Raw genomic sequence first — 18,714 nt, forward strand, 5'->3', positions numbered from 1 at the left:
CGGAGCGCCGAATCAGCGAAAGTTGTTGTGCTGCAATAACTTCGAAGGATTCGAGGAGCGCCCCGATGCAGACAGAGTGTATAGCGGATTTGTTTGGATTTGCACATGTTGAAAGCCGCGAGGTTGTCGCGGCATTTGACGGTGGGACGATCAGCTCCGATGCTGGCGGGTTGCTGCTTGGGATGACGGATCGGGTGATCAGACTGATCGGTCGTTTTGCGGGTTGCTTTCGCGATCGGCGCTGCCCGGAGCTGATCGAGCATGAGGTGGCGACGCTGGTCGGGCAGCGGGTATTCGGGATAGCGTTGGGCTATGAGGATCTCAACGATCACGACGAGTTGCGCCACGATCCGGTTCTGGCGATCCTTTTGGGCAAGCTTGCAGCCAAGCGCCGGGATTGCGCGCCGGTGGCGGGCAAGAGCACGCTCAACCGTCTGGAGCTGAGCCGGTCCGTTGCGACGCGCTATCACAAGATCAGCCATGACGGTGCGGCGATCGAGCAGCTTCTGGTCGATGTGTTCCTGGAAGCGCATGTGCGGGCGCCCAAACAGATCATTCTCGATCTCGACGCCACCGACGATCCGCTGCATGGCCATCAGGAAGGCCGTTTCTTCCATGGCTACTATGACTGCTACTGCTATCTGCCCCTTTATGTGTTCTGCGGTCAGCATCTGCTGGCGGCCAAGCTCAGGCGGTCGAATATCGATGCCTCGGCCGGCGCGGTCGCGGAGGTAGCGCGCATTGTCGCGCAAATCCGCGTCCGCTGGCCGCGGACCCGCATTCTGCTGCGGGCCGATTCAGGCTTTGCCCGCGAGGAGCTGATGGCGTGGTGCGAGGCCAATAAGGTCGATTTTCTGTTCGGCCTGGCCCGGAACGAGCGGCTGGTCGGTGCGATTGCAGCCGAGCTCGAGGAGGCAGCCGCGCACAGCCGCAAGAGCGGCAAGCCTCAGCGCCGGTTCAAGGACTTCACGTGGACGACACGCGATAGCTGGAGCGCCAGGCGCCGGGTGGTGGCCAAGGCCGAGCACACTGGAGGAGAAGCCAATCCGTGCTTTGTGGTGACCTCGCTCGCCAGGAGCGTGTGCGCTGCACGGTATCTTTACGAGAACATCTATTGCGCCCGCGGCGACATGGAGAACCGCATCAAGGAATGCCAGGGCGATCTGTTTGCCGATCGCACCTCGACGGCGACCATGCAGGCCAACCAGCTGCGCCTGTGGTTTGCGTCGATGGCCTATGTGCTGCTCTGCGCCTTGCGCCGCATCGCGCTCAGACACACCCAGTTCGCCAAGGCGGCATGCGGCACCATTCGCCTCAAGCTTCTCAAGATCGGCGCGCTCGTCCGGATCAGCGTGCGGCGCATCAAGATCGCCATGGCGTCGGGCTGCCCCTATCAGCGCGAGTTCGCCGCCGCACATGCGATGCTCGCCCAACGGGCGCCCTGACGAACCAGAAGCCCTTGGACCACATAATCCCATCCGCCATCGCCCGCAGCGGCGAGGCGATCGAGCTCGCCCGAAATCGGCGAAAATCGCTCAAATGCTCACAACCCGAAAATCTCCAACCCAACCAACCCACCACTCGCCGCCGATTCAAACAGCAGTGTGAGAAATCCGGGCTAGCCGACTCCTCACAAGAGGAGTTTAGGTCAGGTCTGACGGAGGGTTCAATCCCAGCGCGCTTCCCGGCGAAGTGGTTCCCACTTCGCCGATAAGGAATCGCGCCGAATCTATATGTTGGAGCAAATCCTTATCGCCAAAGTCTGCAACTTTGGCGGGATTTGCTCTAACGATCGCCGGGCACGCCATAGCTCGGCGCTGACGAGGGATTGAGCGCGCGTGTGACATAGGCGTCCATTTGCGGCTGCCACAACTGCCATAGGCGCTGAAGCTCACCGATGGGATCGGTCTCGTGCCAGTCGACCCTGAGATCGGCGACCGGCCAGGCGACATCGCGCACCAGCAGCATGCCGGCCGAATGGACGGGGCCTTCCTCACCGCCGGCGGCAAGCGCTCCCTGCATGGCCGCGATCAGCCGATCGCCCAGGGGAGCCTTTTCGTCAGCCATGAAGGCATCGATCATCCGCTGCGGAATATCGATGTTTTTCAAGAGGTTGCCGGCGGTGACGACATTCGGCGCCTCGGCCGTGCGATGGGTTCCCAAGGTCTTGGCACCGGAAAAGGACGCTGTGCCGCCCTGGCGGTCGACCAGAGCGAGCTGGCGGTAGTCGATATGCGAGGCCCCCGCGCGGAGCTTCGCCAGGGCGTCCTTGGCCGAAAGTCCCTGGGCCAGGAGATCAAGACCCTTGGGACCCAGCATGGGGTCGGTGATGTTCTGGGTCGCGACCGCGCCGGCGCCCGAGCGCGCATGGGCGCAGCGCGCCGCGACACAGGGGCTCGAAGACGAGACCGCGATGCCGAACATGCCTGTCCTCGGGCAGCGGGCAGAGATGGAGAAGGTCATGGCGAACGTCCCCTTCAGCTCTTGTCGGGAATGACGGCGGTCACCTCGATCTCGACCAGCCATTCGGGCCGCGCAAGGGCGGTGATGACGAGGCCGGTGGAGCAGGGGAACACGCCTTTGAGCCAGCTCCCCATCTCGCGATAGACCGCCTCGCGGTGGCGCACATCGGTCAGATAGACGACGATGCGGCAGATGTGGCTAAGCTCGCTGCCTGCTTCCTCGAGCAGCAGCTTGATGTTTTCCATCGTCTTGCGCGTCTGCAGCGTGGCATCGCCGATATGCACGCTCTTCCTCGTGTCGAGGTCCTGCGCCACCTGGCCGCGCAGGAAGACCATCGTGCCGCGCGCGACGACGCCTTGCGACAGGTCATTGTCGAGCTTCTGCTCGGGATAGGTGTCCTTGGTGTTGAACGGTCTGAGACGCTTATGGATCATGATTGTTCCCCATTGGATAGTTGCAAGATGTTGATCATGTCGCACCCATCCATTCGGCGATGGGCCGGTCGAGTTTCTGGGCGAGGCGCTGCATCATGCGATTGGCGCCTGAGAGTTCGTCCATGCCGATCCATTCATCGGCCTTGTGCGCGCGGGCCATGTCGCCCGGGCCGCAGACAACGGTCGGGATCCGGGCTTCGCTGTAGAGCCCGGCCTCGGTGCCGAAGCTGACGGTTTCCTGGCCCGCTTCGACTTGGGCAAGGTCGGCCACGGCCTTCACGGCGGCATCGGTGGCGGAAGGAGCGAGCCCCGGATAGGCGGACATGTCCTCGATCACGATATCGGCCTCGGATGCCGTGCGCCTGAGGGACTGGCGCTGCGCGTCGACCAGCACATCGATGCGCTTGAGCAGACTTGCGACATCGGCGCCGGGCACGCTCCGGATCTCGAATTCGATCACCGCCTGGTCGGGCACGAGATTGAGGGCGGTGCCGCCATGGAGCGAGCCGACATGAAGCGTGCTGTAGGGCGGATCGAAGGCGATGCCGTCATAGGGGAGACGGCTCAATTCCCGCGCCATGTCGTCGAGGCTGGCGACGATGCGGGCGGCGGCGAAGACGGCATTGGCGGCACGATGCGTCATGGCGGAATGGCCGGTCCGGCCGGTGATGCGGATGCGGCGCGCGACCTTGCCCTTATGCGCCGAGACGACGCGCAACGATGTCGGCTCGCCGACGATGCACAAAGCTGGGCGCACGGGCAAAGCGGCGGTCGCCTTGACGAGGTCCGGCGCGCCACGGCAGCCGACTTCCTCATCATAGGAGAAGGCCAGATGAACCGGCGTCGCCGTGGCGGCGCGCTTGAACGCATCCACATGGGCCAGCGCCGAGGCGATGAAGCCCTTCATGTCCGAGGTGCCGCGGCCGTGGATACGATCGCCGCGCGTTGTGGCAGTGAAAGGCGGGCTCGACCATGACGGTTCCTCGGCCGGCACGACATCGGTATGGGCCGAGAGCACGATGCCCGCCTGGTCGGGACGCCCGATCGTGGCGAGGAGCGAGGCCTTCTTGCCCGACACATCGGGAATGCGGAGCACCCCGATCCCCTCTTGCGCGAGCCGCTTCTCGACATAATCGATGAGATCGAGATTGGACCTCGCACTGACGGTCGGAAAGCCGACCAGCCTGTCGAGAATGTCGAGAGTGTCCTTCAAAGTATCCATGCGATGTCAGACGCCCTCATTTTTCCCCTCTCCCGTTGCGAAGCAATGGGAGAGGGTGCCCGGAGGGCGGGTGAGGGCTCTTTGCCTGCAAAGGGAATACTCGTTGAGATCAGGGCCCTCTTTCGAGAAAGAGCCCTCATCCGGCCTTCGGCCACCTTCTCCCACGCTGCGCGCGGGAGAAGGGGAAACAAAGGAGAGACTGCGCATATCCAAGACTCGTAGCTAAAGCGAGCCGTTCACGCGGTCCGAGAGATTGGCCGATTTGCGCACGAAGTCGAGGGGGCCTGAGAAATCGAAGGCGCCATAGACGGCGGCGAGATGGTTGAAGTGCGGAGCCTGCGCGAACTGCACGAAAGTCAGCCGGTGATTGGCATAGTCGGAATTGAGCAGGTCGCGGGCGAAAGCCAGGAGCTTGCGCCGGTCCTCGGCCTGCCAATTCTCATTGAGGCTGTAGAACTTCTGCAGCCAGTCCTTCGAATCGCCATTGTTGAAAGCCGCCGCATTGGGCGTGACGCAGATCTGTCCGCCGCATAGTTCGCGCGCGATATGCATCATCTGCGGCAGGTTCGCGCAGGCATGGATGCGCCCGGCATAGAGGATGGACTGGTGCGGCATCAGGAGGTCGCCCGGGCTCTTCTGGGCGAGCGCGATCGAGGCCGTCAGATGCGCGTTGATGCCCTCGCGATAGCAGACGAGATCGGCGAGCTTCTCGCGCACCGCCTGGAGCTTGTCGAGGCCGGTCTGCTTGGCGTTCCACAGCGCCGCACCGATCATCATGTCGGCGACATAGAGGAGGCGCAGCGTATAGGGGAAGGCCGAATAGCGGTGCAGCGTGCCGCGGATATAGGCGGCGGCGCGCGTATGGCGGTAGAAGAACACGTCCTCCCAGGGGATGAGGACATTGTCCAGCACCATCAGGAAGTCGACCTCGTCGAACTTGTTGGCGAGCGGATAGTCGTCCGGCGTGCCGCGGCCGGCGAAGCCCGAGCGGGCGATCATCTTGACGCCGGGGGCGCCCATCTTGACGATGCCGCCGACGGCATAGTTGGAGAGCTTCTCGTTGGTCCAGGCGCCGACGGTCGGCTTGAGGAAGGCCTGGTCGGCATAGCCCGCCGCCGTCTCATATTTGGCGCCGCGCACGATGATGCCCTTGTCGGTCTCCTTGACGACATGCACCATCATGTCGGGATCCTGGTCCTGCGGCGGCTTGGAGCGGTCGCCCTTGGGATCGGTATTGGCCGAGACATGGAAGACGTCGGTCTCGATCACGCCCTGGATGTGGCGGCTGATGTTTTCGGAGAATTGCGGATCGATCTCGTTGAGGACGTCGCGCCCGTCATAGAGCGACCACATCTCGCCCACGGTCTCGTCGCCGACGCGCGTGACGACGCCGCCGATGTCTTCCATGACCGTGTCGACGGCCTTCCATTTGTCATGCCAGTCCTGCTGCACCTTGGGCAGGCGGTTGAAGATCGAATGGCTGTGGCTGTTCTCCTGATAGGTGAGGGTCGCCGCATGCTCGTTGTCATGCTGCATGTCGTACATGCGCGACCGGATGTCGATGATCGGCTTGAGCGCCGGGTGCCTGGTGACGTCCTTCACCCGCTCGCCGTCGATCCACACTTCCCGCCCGTCGCGCAGGCCTTCACGATATTGCTCACCCGTCCGTAACATCTGTCTCACACCGGTTTTTTGAGGTGGGAAGAGGCTACGGGATGCGGCTGGATCGTCAAAATATTTAATTCTGGTGGCGTGCTTCAAAAAAACTTCCCCTCGCCCCCAACGGGGGAGAGGAAGGGGCCCAATGCGCAGCATTGGGAGGGTGAGGGGGAAAGGACGTTGATTGTTCTCTCCGCCGGTTCCCCCTCACCCTAACCTTCTCCCCCGCTGGGGGAGAGGGGATAAAAGATCACGACATCACTTCCACCAGACGGTCGCCGATATAGCTCACCTCGTCATCCTTGAGCACGTCCATGACGATGCCGATCTTGTCGCCTTCCAGGATGGCGATGATCGGCGGCGAGCTCTCTTCCAGCCGACGTGCCACCTGGGCGGCTGACTTGCCGTTCTTCGCGCCGTCGAAAGTGAGGAGCAGGCAGTTGACCGGCTCATCGATGAAGCGCTCGTCCATGGTGAAGCATTTGGGCTCGGCCTTCAGGTCCGTGAGGCCGGAGAGACGCCGCTCCAGCATCGCGACCTGGCGACGATAGCCGGCGAAGCGGGCCGCATGGTCCATGGCGAGCCATTCCTCGAGCGCCACCAGCACGGCGATGATCGTCTGCCGGTCCATCTTGAGGGGACGGCCGAGCTTCAGATATTTGCCCGATTCATAGCGGGTGAAATGCACATTGCTGACCGCCTGGATCAAATCCTTGCGCCCCATGATGAAGCCGCCGGCATTGGGCCCGCCGAAATATTTGGCGCTGATGCAGACGAGATCGGCGCCGCGCCTGGCATAATCGCCCATGATCGATGTCGGATAGTTCATATAGGCGGCATCGACGATCACCGGGACGCCGCGGGCCCGCGCGATCCTGACCACCTGTTCGAGCGCGAGCGTGCCGGGCTTGCCGTCGAGATGGGCCGGATGAAGGATGGCGGCGGTGTTCTCGCCGATCGCCGCGTCGAGCTGGTCGGGGCGCGTGCCGTTCTCAGAACCGACTTCACGCAAGGCAGCGCCCGTCATGGCGACCTGCCGGTCATATTTATAGCGATGCCCCGCCTGGATCAGGACATCGCGCTTCATGCCGGTGATATCGGGGAGCTGCTGCGACTTGTCGCCGTCAGTGCCGGCAAGACAGGCGGCAGTGCCGAGGAAGATCGCCGCGGCGGCCCCTGGCGTGATGCGGGCCGCCTCGACGCCGAGGAGGTCGGCGATGCGCTCGCCGCTCTTGTCGAGCAGATCGGTCATGCGCACGAAATGGTCGTTGATCGCTTCGGCCGCCGCCCACGCCCTGGGGCTGAGCCTCGATCCGCCGAGATCGGTATAAATCCCTGCGGCATTGATCACCGGGCTCAAGCCCAGATGCTGGAAGAGGTCATATCCGTTCATCGCGGTTGTTGGCATGGACGATCTCATATAGGTGAATGGTCGAGCGCAGGATGTGACTTTGCCGCGGATCAAACATTGAAATCTATCGAGGTAAACCTCGCGCAATAACAAAACGAAGCGCCAAGAGGGAGCGGAGACGAGCCATGCTGGGACGGGTGAGCGATGCGGATCTGAGGCTGCTCAGGGTATTCTCGGCCGTCGTCGAATGCGGCGGCTTCGCCGCGGCGCAGGCGCTTCTCAACGTGTCCGAATCCACCATCAGCACCCACATGCACGATCTCGAGACCAGGCTCGGCTTGCGGCTCTGCCAGCGCGGGCGCGGCGGCTTCCGCCTGACCGAGGATGGCGAGGCCGTGTTCAAGGCGGCGAGCGATCTCTTCGGCTCGCTCGACCGTTTCCAGGGCCAGATCGCCACCCGCAAGCGGCAATTGAACGGGCCGCTCATCATCGGCATGCCCGACAACATCATCACCCATCCGGAATTCCCGCTCAGCGCGGCCATCGATCGCTTCTATGGCCGCGACAATGCCGTCCACATCACGGTCGAGGTCCTGACGCCGCGCGATCTCGAGCGTGGCGTGCTCGATGGCCGGCTGCATCTGGCGATCACGCCGCGCCATCAGCGCGTGGCGGGCCTGCGCTATGAGAAGCTCTTGTCGGAGCCCAATTATTTCTATTGCGGCCGCAAGCACCCGCTCTTCGCCCAGATGAAGCGGAAACTGTCGCTGGACGAGATCGCCGCGGCGGGCCTGGTCGGGCGCGGCTATATTTCCAATTTCGATCAGCGCTTCTTCAAGGACGCGCCGCATCATGCGACCGCCTACAGCATGGAGGCCTCGGCGGTGCTCATCCTCTCCGGCCGCTTCGGCGGCTTCCTGCCCTCCACCTATGCGCAGCGCTGGGTGGCGGCGGGCGAGATGCGGGCGCTGCGGCCGGATATCCTGAGCTATGCGCCCGATTTCTTCATGGTAACGCGCAAAGGCGCCGAGCCCGGCCTCGCGGCGAAAACCTTTTATAGTGACCTGCGCGCCTCCGCGGCGGAGAAGAAGAAGTAACCCTCGCCCCGCTTTAGCGGGGAGAGGGTAAGACGCGACGGGGGAGAGGGGATTGCAATGCTTCGACCGACGTCGAACCAAACTTCCGCAATGGCTGATTTAATCCGGCACCGCATGTGGTTTCGTTCAGGGGCAAGTATAAGCAAGGACAATGGTCGGGGAGGCCTCAGATGAGATTGCCGTTCAAGTTCCTTTTTCTGATGGGCGCCGTGCTCGTGGCATCGCCGCTCGCCGCCGATGCGCAGGAGAAAGTCACGGTCGCGACCGAAGCGTCCTTCCCGCCCTTCTCCAAGACCGAAGCCGATGGCAGCTTCACGGGCTTCGAGATCGATCTCGGCAATGAAGTCTGCAAGCGCGCCAAGCTCGACTGCGAATGGGTCAAGCAGGATTTCGACGGCATGATCGCCGCTTTGATCGCACGCAAGTTCAACATGGTCTTCTCGTCCATGTCGATCAAGCCGGAGCGCGAGAAGGTCGCCGATTTCTCCATTCCCTATTATGCCGGCAAGTTCGTCTTCTACGGCAAGAAGGGCGCGTTCAAGAATTTCGATGAAGACATCAAGGGCAAGCGCGTCGGCGTCTATGCCGGCGCTACCCAGGATCAATATGTGCGCAAATACCATGCAGGCGTGCTCGAGCCGGTCGGCTATGAGAATGCCGACCAGATCCATGCCGATCTGGTGAATGGCCGCATCGATCTGGCCTTCGGCGAGCAGCAGCCGGCGATCGAGTTCATGAATTCGCCGCAAGGCAAGGATTTCGAGCAGGCGGGACCACTGATCGACGATCCCGAAGTCCTGGGCCGCGGCGTCGGCGCCATGTTCAACAAGGGCGATGCGTTGAAGGCGAAAGTGGACGAGGCCATCCGCAACGTCTATGCCGACGGTACCTTCGACAAGCTGCAGGCCAAATGGCTTGCCGGTGCCAATATCCGCGCCGATCAGCTCTGGTAGTGAGCATGCGCTTCTGAGACATGGATTGGTCACTCTTCCTGCCGGGCCCGCAAGGCTGGGGCGATGAGCTCCTCGCCGGTTTGTGGCTGACCATCCGGCTTGGACTCACGGCCGTGGCGCTCGGCACCGCGCTCGGGCTCGCCTCGGCCTTGGCCGAGCTGTCGCGCTTCACCGTCCTGGCGCGGCTCGTCGCCGCCTATAATCTGGTGATGCGCAGCGTGCCCGAGCTGCTGGTGATCTTCCTGCTCTATTACGGCCTGTCCTTCCTCATCATGGGCGCGTTGGCGCCTTTCGGCATCGACGGCTTCGTCGAGGTGTCACCCTTCTGGGCCGGCACCTTGGCGCTCTCCCTCATCCATGCCGCCTATGCGAGCGAAGTGTTCCGCGGCGCCTTCCAGGTCATCCCGAAGGGGCAGATCGAAGCGGCGCAAGCCTTTGGCATGGGCCGCTTCCTCACCTTCCGGCGCATCAAATGGCCGGTGGCCTTCCGGCTGTCGATCGCCGGACTCGCCAATCTCCTGATGGCGACGCTCAAGAACACGCCGCTCGTCTCGGCGATCGGGCTCCAGGATCTGGTCCGCGTCGCCGGCGAAGCGGGCCAGAACACAAAGCTCTATTTCCAGTTCTTCATGATCTCGCTGTCGATCTATCTCGTCATCGCCGCCTTGATGATGATCCTGCAGACCAAGGCGGAAAGCCGGCTGTTCGCTCATTTGCGCCGGGGCCCCGCCACATGATGCTGGATTGGCCGACGCTCGTTCAATACCTCCCCATCCTGATGAAAGGGGCGGTGACGACGATCGAGATCACGGCTCTCGTGGCCCTTTTCGGCTTCGCCATCGCGCTGCCGGTGGCGATCGGACGGAACTCGGCATCGCCGCTCGCCCGCGGCGCAGCCCAGAGTTTCACCTTCTTCTTCCGTGGGGCGCCGATCCTCGCCGTGCTGTTCCTGCTCTATTATGGCCTGCCGCAGATCCCCGGCATCAGAGAAAGCATATTTTGGCATGTGATCGAGCGGCCGATGCCGATCGCCGTCCTCGCTCTGTCGCTCAATTCGGCGGGCTTCCTTGCCGAAATCTTCGCCGTCGCCTTGCGCAACGTGCCCGTGGGCGAGATCGAAGCGGCGCGCGCCTTCGGCTTCTCGACGTTGAAAGCCTTTTTCCGCTTCACGCTGCCGGCCGCGGCGCGGCTTTCGCTGCGCTCCTACGGCAATGAGCTGGTCTTCGTCCTTAAGGGCACGGCCGCCGTCAACTTCATCACCATCACCGATCTCATCGGCGCCGCCAACCAGGTCTATTTCAACACCTTCGACCCGTTCACGCCGCTTCTGATCGCGGGCGCCATCTATCTCTGCTTCGCGCTCCTGATCGTGACCGGCATCAGGCTGCTTGAGCGCAGGCTGTCGCCCTGGCTTTATCGCGAGAACACACCGGAACCCCGTCTGAAGGAGCTTGCCGCATGAAACGTGAGACGATCACCCTCGACAATGTCGAAGGCCTGCCGCTGTCGGATGCGGTGCGTTTCGGCGATCTCGTCTTCGTTTCCGGCATGGTGGGCTTCGGCGACGACGGGGCCATCGTCAAGAGCGGGATCGCGGCCGAGACGCGCCAGACCTTCCGGAATATCGAGCGCGTCCTCGCCAAGGCGGGCTCCTCGCTGGCTGATGTGCTGAAGGTCACGATCATTCTGACCGACGCTTCCGATTTCGACGCCTTCAACGATGCCTACCGCGCGTTCTTTCCGAAGTCACCGCCGGCCCGGATTTCCATGGTCGCCGGCCTCACCATCGATGCGCGTCTCGAGGTCGATGTCATTGCCGGTGTGAGCCGGCCCTGACCCGGTTGCGCTTCGGGTCTTGCCGTAGGGTGAATTTGCGCGCAATCAATGGGACCAGCACTCCGCCTCCTGTCGCCGTAGGAGCGGATGCGGGAGCCCGTCACGATCGACCGTCCTTCGTGGCGGGCTCTTTCCGGCGAACCACCCGATCCTGCGTGTCGGCAAGGTATATGACGCCGGCGCCGGCCTGCTGCAGGCCATGACGGGCGATGGCCACGGCGATGCCGTCCGTTGGGGAGATGATCGGCTCGGGCGGCGCCAGGGGATCATCCAGAGGCGCGATGCTGCCAAGATGCATGCCCTTGCGGACTTTGTCGCCCAAGGCGACGGTCGGCGCGAAGCGGCCGGCCAGGGAATTGCGGACATAGTGCTCTGGACGCCCAAGGAACAGCAATTGCGAGCGGCTCTGATCGGGCCGCGTGGCTCCCGCCCAAGGCACCACGCCAATATGGGAAAGCAGGCTGCGCAAACCATGTTCGGCGACGCCGAGCGAGGCCGGCGTGACACGTCCGGCACCGCCGAGCTCGGAAGAGATGGCCTTCTTGCCGAGGGCGCGCGCATGGCCCTCGAGCGTGCCGGTATGCGGCATGTCGCCCGCGGCTGAAACCTCGTCGAAGACGATGGCATAGGGCGCATCGAAAGCGAGCAGCGGATCGCGCATGGTTTCGAATTCGGCAGAATTCAGGCGTGCCTGGAGGTTGGAGCTCAACACGAATTCATGGGCGCTGCCGCCTGAATGAAGGTCGATCACCCAGTCGACATCGGCAAGGAGAACGGTCTCGACAAAGCGGGCGATGGCGTGCGCCGGCCCGTCACCGCCCGGCCGGCCATAGAGCCTGTTGAGATCGCTGCCGTCACCCGGTGTGAGACGCGTCCCTGCCTTGCAGGCAAGCACATTGTGCAAGGGGAGCAGAACGAGCGTGCCATGGACGTTCTCAGGTTCGATGCCGCGGCAGAAATTGGCGACTGTGATCTGACCTTCGAACTCATCGCCATGCGTGCCGCCGGCCACCAGGATGGTAGGGCCGTACCCATTATGGACGATAACGATGGGCAGCATCAGTTCGGCCTCGCGGCCAAGACGAACCTGGACGCACTGCTTGCCCGGAACCGCGAGGTCGATCTCGCCCGGTGAGAGGCTGCGCCACATGCTCATCTTCCCGTTGCTCCACGGTCTTCCTGCTAAAAGCGGCACGAGCGGCCTAACAGAGACAGTTTGTGAAGTGAACCTCAGCGATCGCAGAAGAAGCGGCGGAGTTTCGCATGGAGCAGTCGTCTGTGATTCAGACCACTGGACCTGGCCGGTCGAAGCAGGCCAAACTCACGGAGCTTCATGTCAATGTCTGGAGAACCGATATGCCGCTATCCGGAAGACCGCTCGAAGCGCCGATTAACATAGCGCAGCTCCTGCGCGCCGGGGTGGCGCGGGCGCCCGACGGCTTGGCTCTGGTGTCGACCGCGGCGCGCTATAGTTGGCGAGAGCTGGACCGGGCAAGCGGCAATCTCGCAGGCAATCTCCTGGATCTTGGGCTCAAGCCCGGCGACCGAGTGGCCTCTCTCCTGCCCAACTGCGCGGCTTTGATTATTCACTACCTCGCCTGCATGAAATCGGGCGTGGTGGGAGTACCGCTCAACTATCGCTACATGGCTCCGGAGATCGACCGTGCGCTGGCTGTCAGCCAGGCCTCCGTTTTGATTGCGCATGGCGGACGTGAACGCGATCTTGCGGGCTCCCGCCAAGTTGCGGAGCTTCCGCACGGTCTCATTCTCCACGAAGCCGAAGCAGGGTGCCGCCCAAGCCTTCAGGATCTGATCGCCAAGAGGCCCGCGCAGAGGGAGCTGCCGGTCCCCAAGGCGAGTGACCCGGCCTTCATCTTTTTTACTTCGGGCAGCACCGGGCCTGCCAAAGGCGTGACCCATTCCCGTGAAGGTTTAGGCTGGATGTTCGCTACTTACGCCGCCGCCCTTGAACTCACGGCCGACGATGTGATGCTGCCTGCCAGCTCGATGTCGCATATCGGCGGCTTCGGCTTCTCGTTCGGGTCGCTGGCCGTAGGCGCACGGACGATAGTTGCCCATAGCTTCGATAGTCAGCACCTGCTGGAGTTGCTGCGCGCGCAACGGCCGACAATTCTCTGGATACAGCCGATGATGCTGTTCCAGCTGGTCCGTGACGCGAGCGCGCGGCGGGAGGACTTCCGCTCGCTCAGGCATTGCCGGTCAGGCAGCGATAAGGTTCCGGCTGAGCTGGCCCGCGCCTTCGCCGATTTGACGGGCATGCTAATCAGCGAGGGCATGGGCATGACGGAGGTCGGCGTCGTCACCGCTACGCCGTCCTCGGCCATGATCAAGGTGGGCACGATCGGACAGGCTGCGCCGGGCGTGCAACTTTCGATCCGCGACGAGGCTGGCCGGGAGCTGCCGGCCGGCGCGGAAGGCCGCCTATGGATCAGCGCCCGTGGTCTGGCTACCGGCTATTTGGGCGATCCGGTGGCCACCGCGGCGGTCATGCGGGGCGGCTGGTTCGATTCCGGTGATATCATGAAGGCCGATGAGGAAGGTTATCTCGCCTTTTGCGGTCGCAAGAAGCAACTCATCGTCCATGACGGTTCAAATATCTCGCCCCAGGAGGTCGAGGACGCCTTGCTTCAACATGAAGCTGTAGCGCTCGCCGGCGTGGTCGGCGTGCCGGATCTCGTGCATGGCGAGAACGTCCATGCCTATGTCGCACTGAAGCCTGGCGCACCCGTACCCACAGAGCAGGAGCTTATCGGGTTCGCCCGCGCCCGGGTTGGTTACAAGGCGCCCGAGAGGGTTGAGTTCTTGACGGAGATGCCCCTCAACGCCGGCAAGATCGATCGCGCAGCCCTGAAGGCGCTGGCAGCGAAGCGCGAGGCAACGGCGCCGCGCCAGTCCTTCGATGCGTCTGACGCCTCTCCGGTCCTTGCGCAAGGAAGCACAAATGCCGGAGATGGCCCGAATTCTGCATGACAACCCTCGGGCTGTTCTCCTGTGGTCGTTTTGGGACGAAACCCCGACCCCCGGCGGTACCTGAATCGCGCAGGAGGACAGTCCACAATCCGTTATCGTATTGGCGCAGCGTCAACTCTCGTATTGACGGGCCGCACGATGCAGTCGGCGATATGGTCGAGCTCGTTCAGTTCCGCCGCATGGCGCTGGCCCCAGGCGCATAAAGCGAGCATCACCGGCTCGAGGCTGAGGCCCAAGGGTGTCGCGGAATAATCGACGCGCGGCGGCACTTGCCGGAAGACCTCGCGATGGACGAGACCGTGCTCTTCCATCTCGCGCAGTTGCTGCACCAGGACCTTCTGGGTGATGTGAGGCAGCAGCCGCTTCAATTCCGAGGAACGTTTCGGCCCGCCGAGCAGATGATAGAGGATGACCGCCTTCCAGCGGCCGGAGATCGCCTTCAAGGCCCGCTCGATCGGGAGAACCGGCAGTCTCTTCACATTGGCCATGGTTACCTGCTGGTGCCTTAGGGAATAAAAACTCTGTAGAGCCGGACTGGCCCCTAGAGATAGGACGCTCTGAGGACATTGCAACGAGGATGATCCATGCGGGCGATCCAACTGAGCCGCTTCGGCGGACCTGAGGTCCTGGAGCTGATCGAGATGCCGAAGCCGGTTCCCAAGGCGGGCGAGGTGCTCATCCGCATCCGGGCGGCGGGCGTCAATTTCTTCGAGACCCTGATGCGCCAGGACCGCTATGCGGTGACGCCGGATCTGCCGATGATCTTCGGCGTCGAGGTCGCGGGCGTCGTGGAGGAGGCAGGCAGCGGCGTGGAGGTGAGGCCCGGCAGTCGTGTCGCGGTGCCGCTCTTTGCCTTCAACCGGCCGGGCGGCGGCTATGCCGATCATATCGCCGTCGACGCAAGGAGCATCGTACCTCTTCCCGAGGCTCTCTCCTTCGAGACGGCCGTCGCCTTGATGGTGCAGGGCCTGACCGCCTTGCATGCCGTGCGGCGCAGCGACCCCAAGGGAAAGACGGTGCTGGTGACGGCCGCCGCGGGAGGCGTCGGGTCAGTGCTGGTGCAGCTTGCCAAGCGGTCGGGCGCCCGTCGCGTGATCGCCGCCGCCGGGACGGAAGAGAAGCTCGATCTCGCCCGCACGCTAGGCGCCGATGACGGCGCGAACTACACTCATCCCGGCTGGGCGGAGGCCGTGCATGCCGATGTCATCTATGATTTCGTCGGCGGTGAACTGACCGAAGCGTGCCTGAAGGCCCTGGCGCCGCAAGGCGAGCTGCTGTTCGGGGCGTTGGGCCGGACCGCGCTGGGCAAGGGCGCGCTGGAGGCGATGTTCGCCCGCAATCAAGCGCTTAAGGGATTTGCGCTCCTGCCGCTGCTCGCGCCGGAGACGGTCAAAGCCGATCTCGCTCATCTCTTCGACTTTGCCGTATCCGGCGGATTGAGAATCCCGCCCGGCGCGAGCTTTCCGCTCGATCAGGCAAGCGAAGCGCATCGCCTGATCGATGCGCGCCGGTCGATGGGTAAGGTCGTTCTCGTTCCTTAGGTCTTAGTCTCGTGGCTGTGCTTCTTCAGCCGGAAGGCGAAGGCGACGAAGAGCACCCCGAAGATGATCGAATAAGCGCCGATGACCCAGACGAGCGCCAGGGCGCCGGCACCCGGCATCAGCAGCATCACCAGGCCGAAGAGCACCGAGAGTGCCCCCGACAGGATGAGCCACCACTCATTGTCGATCTCCTTGCGGATCTTGATGGCGCCGACGATCTCGAAAATGCCGTGGATCAGCGACCAGACGCCGATGAACATCGCCAGCGCGAGCGCGGTGAGGCCCGGCCACAGGAAGGTGAGGAGGCCGGCCGCGATACCGAGGATCCCGATCAGGATCAGCCACCAGCGCGACTGCGCTTCGCCGCCGCGTATGGCGGCCGCGATGGCGAAGATGCCGTCGACCAGCGCATAGGCGCCGTAGAAGATGATGAGCGTCAGGAGCGTGATGCCCGGCCAGACGAAGGCCAGCACGCCGAAGATGATGCCGGCGATGCCGCGCAGAAGCAAAAGCCACCAGTTCTTGGCGAGAGCATGCAGTCCGGGTAAGGCAGGCCTGAGAGCTGTTTCCTGGGCCATGATGCACTCCTCCTTGTTGAGCTAGCATCCAAATCCGAGTTCGCCGCTTAGCCCACAAATGTTTCATGGCGCGAGATTCGGCGCAAGCGCCGCCCGTCGAAATTCGCTTGCCGCGCAATTGACTCGGTTTATTCACGAACAGGAATAAGCTATTGAATAGACAGAGAAATATTTGGGTTTAAGATGAGCTGGCCGCATCGCCTGTTTGCCGGGCAATTCACCGATTTTGAGTTGAAACTGCTACGCGTGTTTCGCGTGGTGGTGGATTGCGGCGGCTTTTCCGCCGCCGAGGCCGAGATCGGCCTCACCAAATCGGCGATCAGCAAGCATGTCAGCGATCTCGAAATCAGGCTCGGCGTCAGGCTGTGCGAGAGAGGCCGCGGCGGCTTCGCGCTGACCGAGGAGGGCAAGGTCGTCTATGAGGCGATCTCCCAGCTTCTCGTCTCCTTCGAGGAATTCCGCTCGCGCATCAACGCCTTCCACGCCGAGCTGATCGGCGAGTTCTATATCGGCTTCATCGACTCGCTCGTCACCGACGAGGCGACGCCTTTGCGCGAGATCCTGTCGGACTATTCGAAGGCCAACCCGGCGATCAGGCTCAATATGATGGTGGGCACCGAGAGCGAGATCGACCGCGCCGTGGAGGAGCGTCGTCTCCATATTGGCGTCTCGGTCGCCGGTGAGGGGTCGGTGCGCGCTCTGACGACGCCGATCTCGGTCGAAACAAGCTATCTCTATTGCGGCGCCGGGCATGAAGCTTTCGCCGTCGCCGACAGCGAGCTCAAGGACGAGGCTCTGTCGAAATATGCCCTCGTCCAGCATGGCTATTCGGCCGCCGAGAACCGGATGATCGCCAAGCTGGGCTTGCGTTCCGCGGCCACGTCGCATCAGACGGAAGGCATCCTGTTCCTGGTTCTCGCCGGAACCCATATCGGGTTCCTGCCGGCGCATTACGCCAAGAGCTGGGAGGTGCGGGGCCTCATCCGGCCGATCCGGCCGCAAGAAATCATGAAGACGACGCGGATCGCGGTAAAAGCCAACCGCTCGTCCTTGGCCAATCCGATGGTGCGCAGCTTCCTGTCGATCGTCAAGGCGCGGAAGAAGAAGGATGACGCGGGAGCGGCCGGCTAAAGCCCGGCGTGGCGGCAGACGATCTCGATCGATCTGACGAGGCCCTGAACCGCGAGTTCCGCCTTCTCGGCGATCAACTCGCCTTTGTCGTCCAGAAGTCCGGCCCCGGGCGTGATCATCATCTCGCCGGCATAGATCGGCGGCGGCTGCACACCCATCGCCGACAGAGCGCGTCCGATCGGATTGGTCTCGGCATAGAGGTCTTCCAGCGTGAAGATCGGGATGCCTTTTTCGCCTCCGTCCCAGCTCTTGAGATAATTCACCTCGGTGCCGCCGAGATGATAGGACTTGGTGATGACGAAATCGCCGGCGAAGCAGGATATCGCCGCGAAATGCCGGCAGACGATGTCATGAAGCTGGTCGATCGGCCGGCGGATGCGCTCGGGTTCCTCATGAAGCATGGTGAGCGCCGCGAGCACGCCCGCAAGCGCGGTCCGCCCCGGATCGAAGGCCGAGAACACCGCCTTGCCATGAGAGGAGACATTGCCGAAGCGGTCGCCGGCAAGGCCGAGGCCCTTGCGGATCGGCAGCATGGCGTCCTCCCGGCCGACGATCAGCCCGGCGGTCGGGGCGCGGGCGATCTTGTCGAGGCTCCAGAGCTGGACATCGGCATTGAGCTCGGCGGGGCCGCTGCCGATGATCGGCAGGGCGCTCGCAGAATCGACGATGAAGGGAATGTCGTAATGGCGCGCCAGATCACCGAACCGGCGCATGAGCACGGCGCGTCCTTCGGCGTCGCGTTCATGGTAGCCATAGCCCGGCGTGTCATAGCCGATGACATGGAGACCGGCGAGGCTGGCGCCATGGCGGGCCGCCATCCGCTCCAAGGCGGTGATCGTCTCTTGCGCATCGACGTCGAGCAGGAAGGGCACGATGTTCTGCCTTATGCCATGCACCTCGTAGCGCGCATTGGCGAAGGGCACGAACAAGGTGTCGAGATCGCACAGGCTTTTGGCTTCCATGCCGAGCTCGCCGGCGCTGACGCTGCGGTCGATCGCGACATTCTTGTATTTGGGCGGGAAGGGCCGGCCATAGGCGGCACCCCAGTCGCAATCCTCGCCATAGGGGAACAGCATGGCGGCGCGGCGGGCATCGCCCCGGCGCAGGATGGGTGGGGCCACCAGCGTTTCGATGGCGACGCGCAAGCCCGCCTCGCAGGTGTTGACGACGGCGCAGTCGAACCCATCGCCATAGGCATTCTTGATGAGGCTGCGGATCCGGTCCTCGATCGACTTCACGCTGCCGACGGGTTCGCGATTGGCGGCGACGATCGCTTCGAGCACGTAATCGGGCAGGGGCGCCGGGCGCGACGACATGCCGGAATAGAGCGCGATCCCGCCGGCAAAGCGCGCGAGGCCGATGCTCTCGCCATAGGCCCTAGCCTCGCGCTCGATCTCAGGGATCTTCTCGAAAAGCGCCTGGTACCATTCATGCCGATGCATGGGACAAGATCCTTTC

The 18,714-nt window shown here is 63.2% G+C and carries 18 protein-coding genes; 9 read left to right on the forward strand and 9 right to left on the reverse strand.

The genetic code is table 11. The features are described from left to right. Positions 1 to 65 precede the first annotated feature (65 nt). Positions 66 to 1,445 carry an IS1380 family transposase gene (locus DS839_RS25815; RefSeq protein ID WP_119273369.1) on the forward strand — a complete coding sequence of 460 codons (1,380 nt, stop codon included), beginning with the start codon at positions 66 to 68 and terminating at the stop codon, positions 1,443 to 1,445. Positions 1,446 to 1,785: 340 nt separating this feature from the next. On the opposite strand, the gene DS839_RS25820 is transcribed toward DS839_RS25815, so the two are convergent. From DS839_RS25820 to DS839_RS25840, 5 genes are all read right to left on the reverse strand, one after another. Then, positions 1,786 to 2,463 carry a DUF1028 domain-containing protein gene (locus DS839_RS25820; protein WP_119273370.1) on the reverse strand — a complete coding sequence of 226 codons (678 nt, stop codon included), beginning with the start codon at positions 2,461 to 2,463 and terminating at the stop codon, positions 1,786 to 1,788. Between the two features lie 14 nt (positions 2,464 to 2,477). Beyond that, the gene (locus DS839_RS25825; protein WP_368911922.1) at positions 2,478 to 2,897 is read right to left on the reverse strand and encodes a RidA family protein; all 420 of its coding nucleotides are present in this window, start codon (positions 2,895 to 2,897) and stop codon (positions 2,478 to 2,480) included. A gap of 34 nt (positions 2,898 to 2,931) precedes the next feature. Beyond that, positions 2,932 to 4,119, reverse strand: coding sequence for an acetylornithine deacetylase (gene argE, locus DS839_RS25830; RefSeq protein ID WP_119273371.1), 1,188 nt, complete (start codon positions 4,117 to 4,119; stop codon positions 2,932 to 2,934). Between the two features lie 222 nt (positions 4,120 to 4,341). Continuing rightward, positions 4,342 to 5,793 carry a 4-hydroxyphenylacetate 3-hydroxylase family protein gene (locus DS839_RS25835; protein WP_119273372.1) on the reverse strand — a complete coding sequence of 484 codons (1,452 nt, stop codon included), beginning with the start codon at positions 5,791 to 5,793 and terminating at the stop codon, positions 4,342 to 4,344. A 235-nt stretch (positions 5,794 to 6,028) separates the two neighbouring features. Further along, the gene (locus tag DS839_RS25840) at positions 6,029 to 7,186 is read right to left on the reverse strand and encodes an aminotransferase class V-fold PLP-dependent enzyme (protein WP_162918795.1); all 1,158 of its coding nucleotides are present in this window, start codon (positions 7,184 to 7,186) and stop codon (positions 6,029 to 6,031) included. 128 nt (positions 7,187 to 7,314) lie between these two features. On the opposite strand from DS839_RS25840, the gene DS839_RS25845 reads away from it, so the two are divergent. From DS839_RS25845 to DS839_RS25865, 5 genes are all read left to right on the forward strand, one after another. Beyond that, a complete protein-coding gene (locus DS839_RS25845; protein WP_119273374.1) occupies positions 7,315 to 8,226 on the forward strand; it encodes a LysR family transcriptional regulator in 912 nt (303 codons plus the stop codon). Positions 8,227 to 8,396: 170 nt separating this feature from the next. Then, entirely contained in the window at positions 8,397 to 9,179 is a 783-nt protein-coding gene (locus tag DS839_RS25850; protein ID WP_119273375.1) for a transporter substrate-binding domain-containing protein, read from the forward strand. 20 nt (positions 9,180 to 9,199) lie between these two features. Next, complete coding sequence (locus tag DS839_RS25855) at positions 9,200 to 9,916, forward strand: ABC transporter permease (protein ID WP_119273376.1); 717 nt, start codon at positions 9,200 to 9,202, stop codon at positions 9,914 to 9,916. Further along, complete coding sequence (locus DS839_RS25860) at positions 9,913 to 10,641, forward strand: ABC transporter permease (protein ID WP_119273377.1); 729 nt, start codon at positions 9,913 to 9,915, stop codon at positions 10,639 to 10,641. Before DS839_RS25855 ends, DS839_RS25860 begins: the two co-directional genes overlap by 4 nt. Next, positions 10,638 to 11,015 (forward strand): RidA family protein, encoded by a 378-nt coding sequence (locus DS839_RS25865; RefSeq protein WP_119273378.1) that lies wholly within the window; start codon positions 10,638 to 10,640, stop codon positions 11,013 to 11,015. The genes DS839_RS25860 and DS839_RS25865 overlap by 4 nt, the downstream gene beginning before the upstream one ends. A 100-nt stretch (positions 11,016 to 11,115) precedes the next feature. Here the strand turns inward: DS839_RS25865 and DS839_RS25870 are convergent, their stop codons facing one another. Continuing rightward, positions 11,116 to 12,171 carry a M14 family metallopeptidase gene (locus tag DS839_RS25870; RefSeq protein ID WP_119273379.1) on the reverse strand — a complete coding sequence of 352 codons (1,056 nt, stop codon included), beginning with the start codon at positions 12,169 to 12,171 and terminating at the stop codon, positions 11,116 to 11,118. A 107-nt stretch (positions 12,172 to 12,278) separates the two neighbouring features. Between DS839_RS25870 and DS839_RS25875 the strand changes: the two genes are divergently transcribed. Then, positions 12,279 to 14,006, forward strand: a complete 1,728-nt coding sequence (locus tag DS839_RS25875; RefSeq protein WP_368911923.1) for a class I adenylate-forming enzyme family protein — start codon at positions 12,279 to 12,281, stop codon at positions 14,004 to 14,006. Positions 14,007 to 14,098: 92 nt separating this feature from the next. Here DS839_RS25875 and DS839_RS25880 read toward each other — a convergent pair whose 3' ends face one another. After that, positions 14,099 to 14,494, reverse strand: coding sequence for a winged helix-turn-helix transcriptional regulator (locus DS839_RS25880; RefSeq protein ID WP_119273381.1), 396 nt, complete (start codon positions 14,492 to 14,494; stop codon positions 14,099 to 14,101). 96 nt (positions 14,495 to 14,590) lie between these two features. Here DS839_RS25880 and DS839_RS25885 point away from each other — a divergent pair, with 96 nt between their 5' ends. Further along, positions 14,591 to 15,547: a quinone oxidoreductase family protein gene (locus DS839_RS25885; protein WP_119273382.1), complete on the forward strand. Its 957-nt coding sequence runs from the start codon at positions 14,591 to 14,593 to the stop codon at positions 15,545 to 15,547. Here DS839_RS25885 and DS839_RS25890 read toward each other — a convergent pair. After that, a complete protein-coding gene (locus tag DS839_RS25890) occupies positions 15,544 to 16,125 on the reverse strand; it encodes an HdeD family acid-resistance protein (protein ID WP_119273383.1) in 582 nt (193 codons plus the stop codon). The two genes, DS839_RS25885 and DS839_RS25890, sit on opposite strands and share 4 nt — an antisense overlap. A gap of 183 nt (positions 16,126 to 16,308) precedes the next feature. Between DS839_RS25890 and DS839_RS25895 the strand changes: the two genes are divergently transcribed. Then, positions 16,309 to 17,256, forward strand: a complete 948-nt coding sequence (locus DS839_RS25895; RefSeq protein ID WP_119273384.1) for a LysR family transcriptional regulator — start codon at positions 16,309 to 16,311, stop codon at positions 17,254 to 17,256. Here DS839_RS25895 and DS839_RS25900 read toward each other — a convergent pair. Beyond that, entirely contained in the window at positions 17,253 to 18,698 is a 1,446-nt protein-coding gene (locus DS839_RS25900; protein ID WP_119273385.1) for a hypothetical protein, read from the reverse strand. The genes DS839_RS25895 and DS839_RS25900 overlap by 4 nt on opposite strands. Positions 18,699 to 18,714: the final 16 nt, after the last annotated feature.

This window comes from Taklimakanibacter deserti (genome assembly GCA_003574785.1).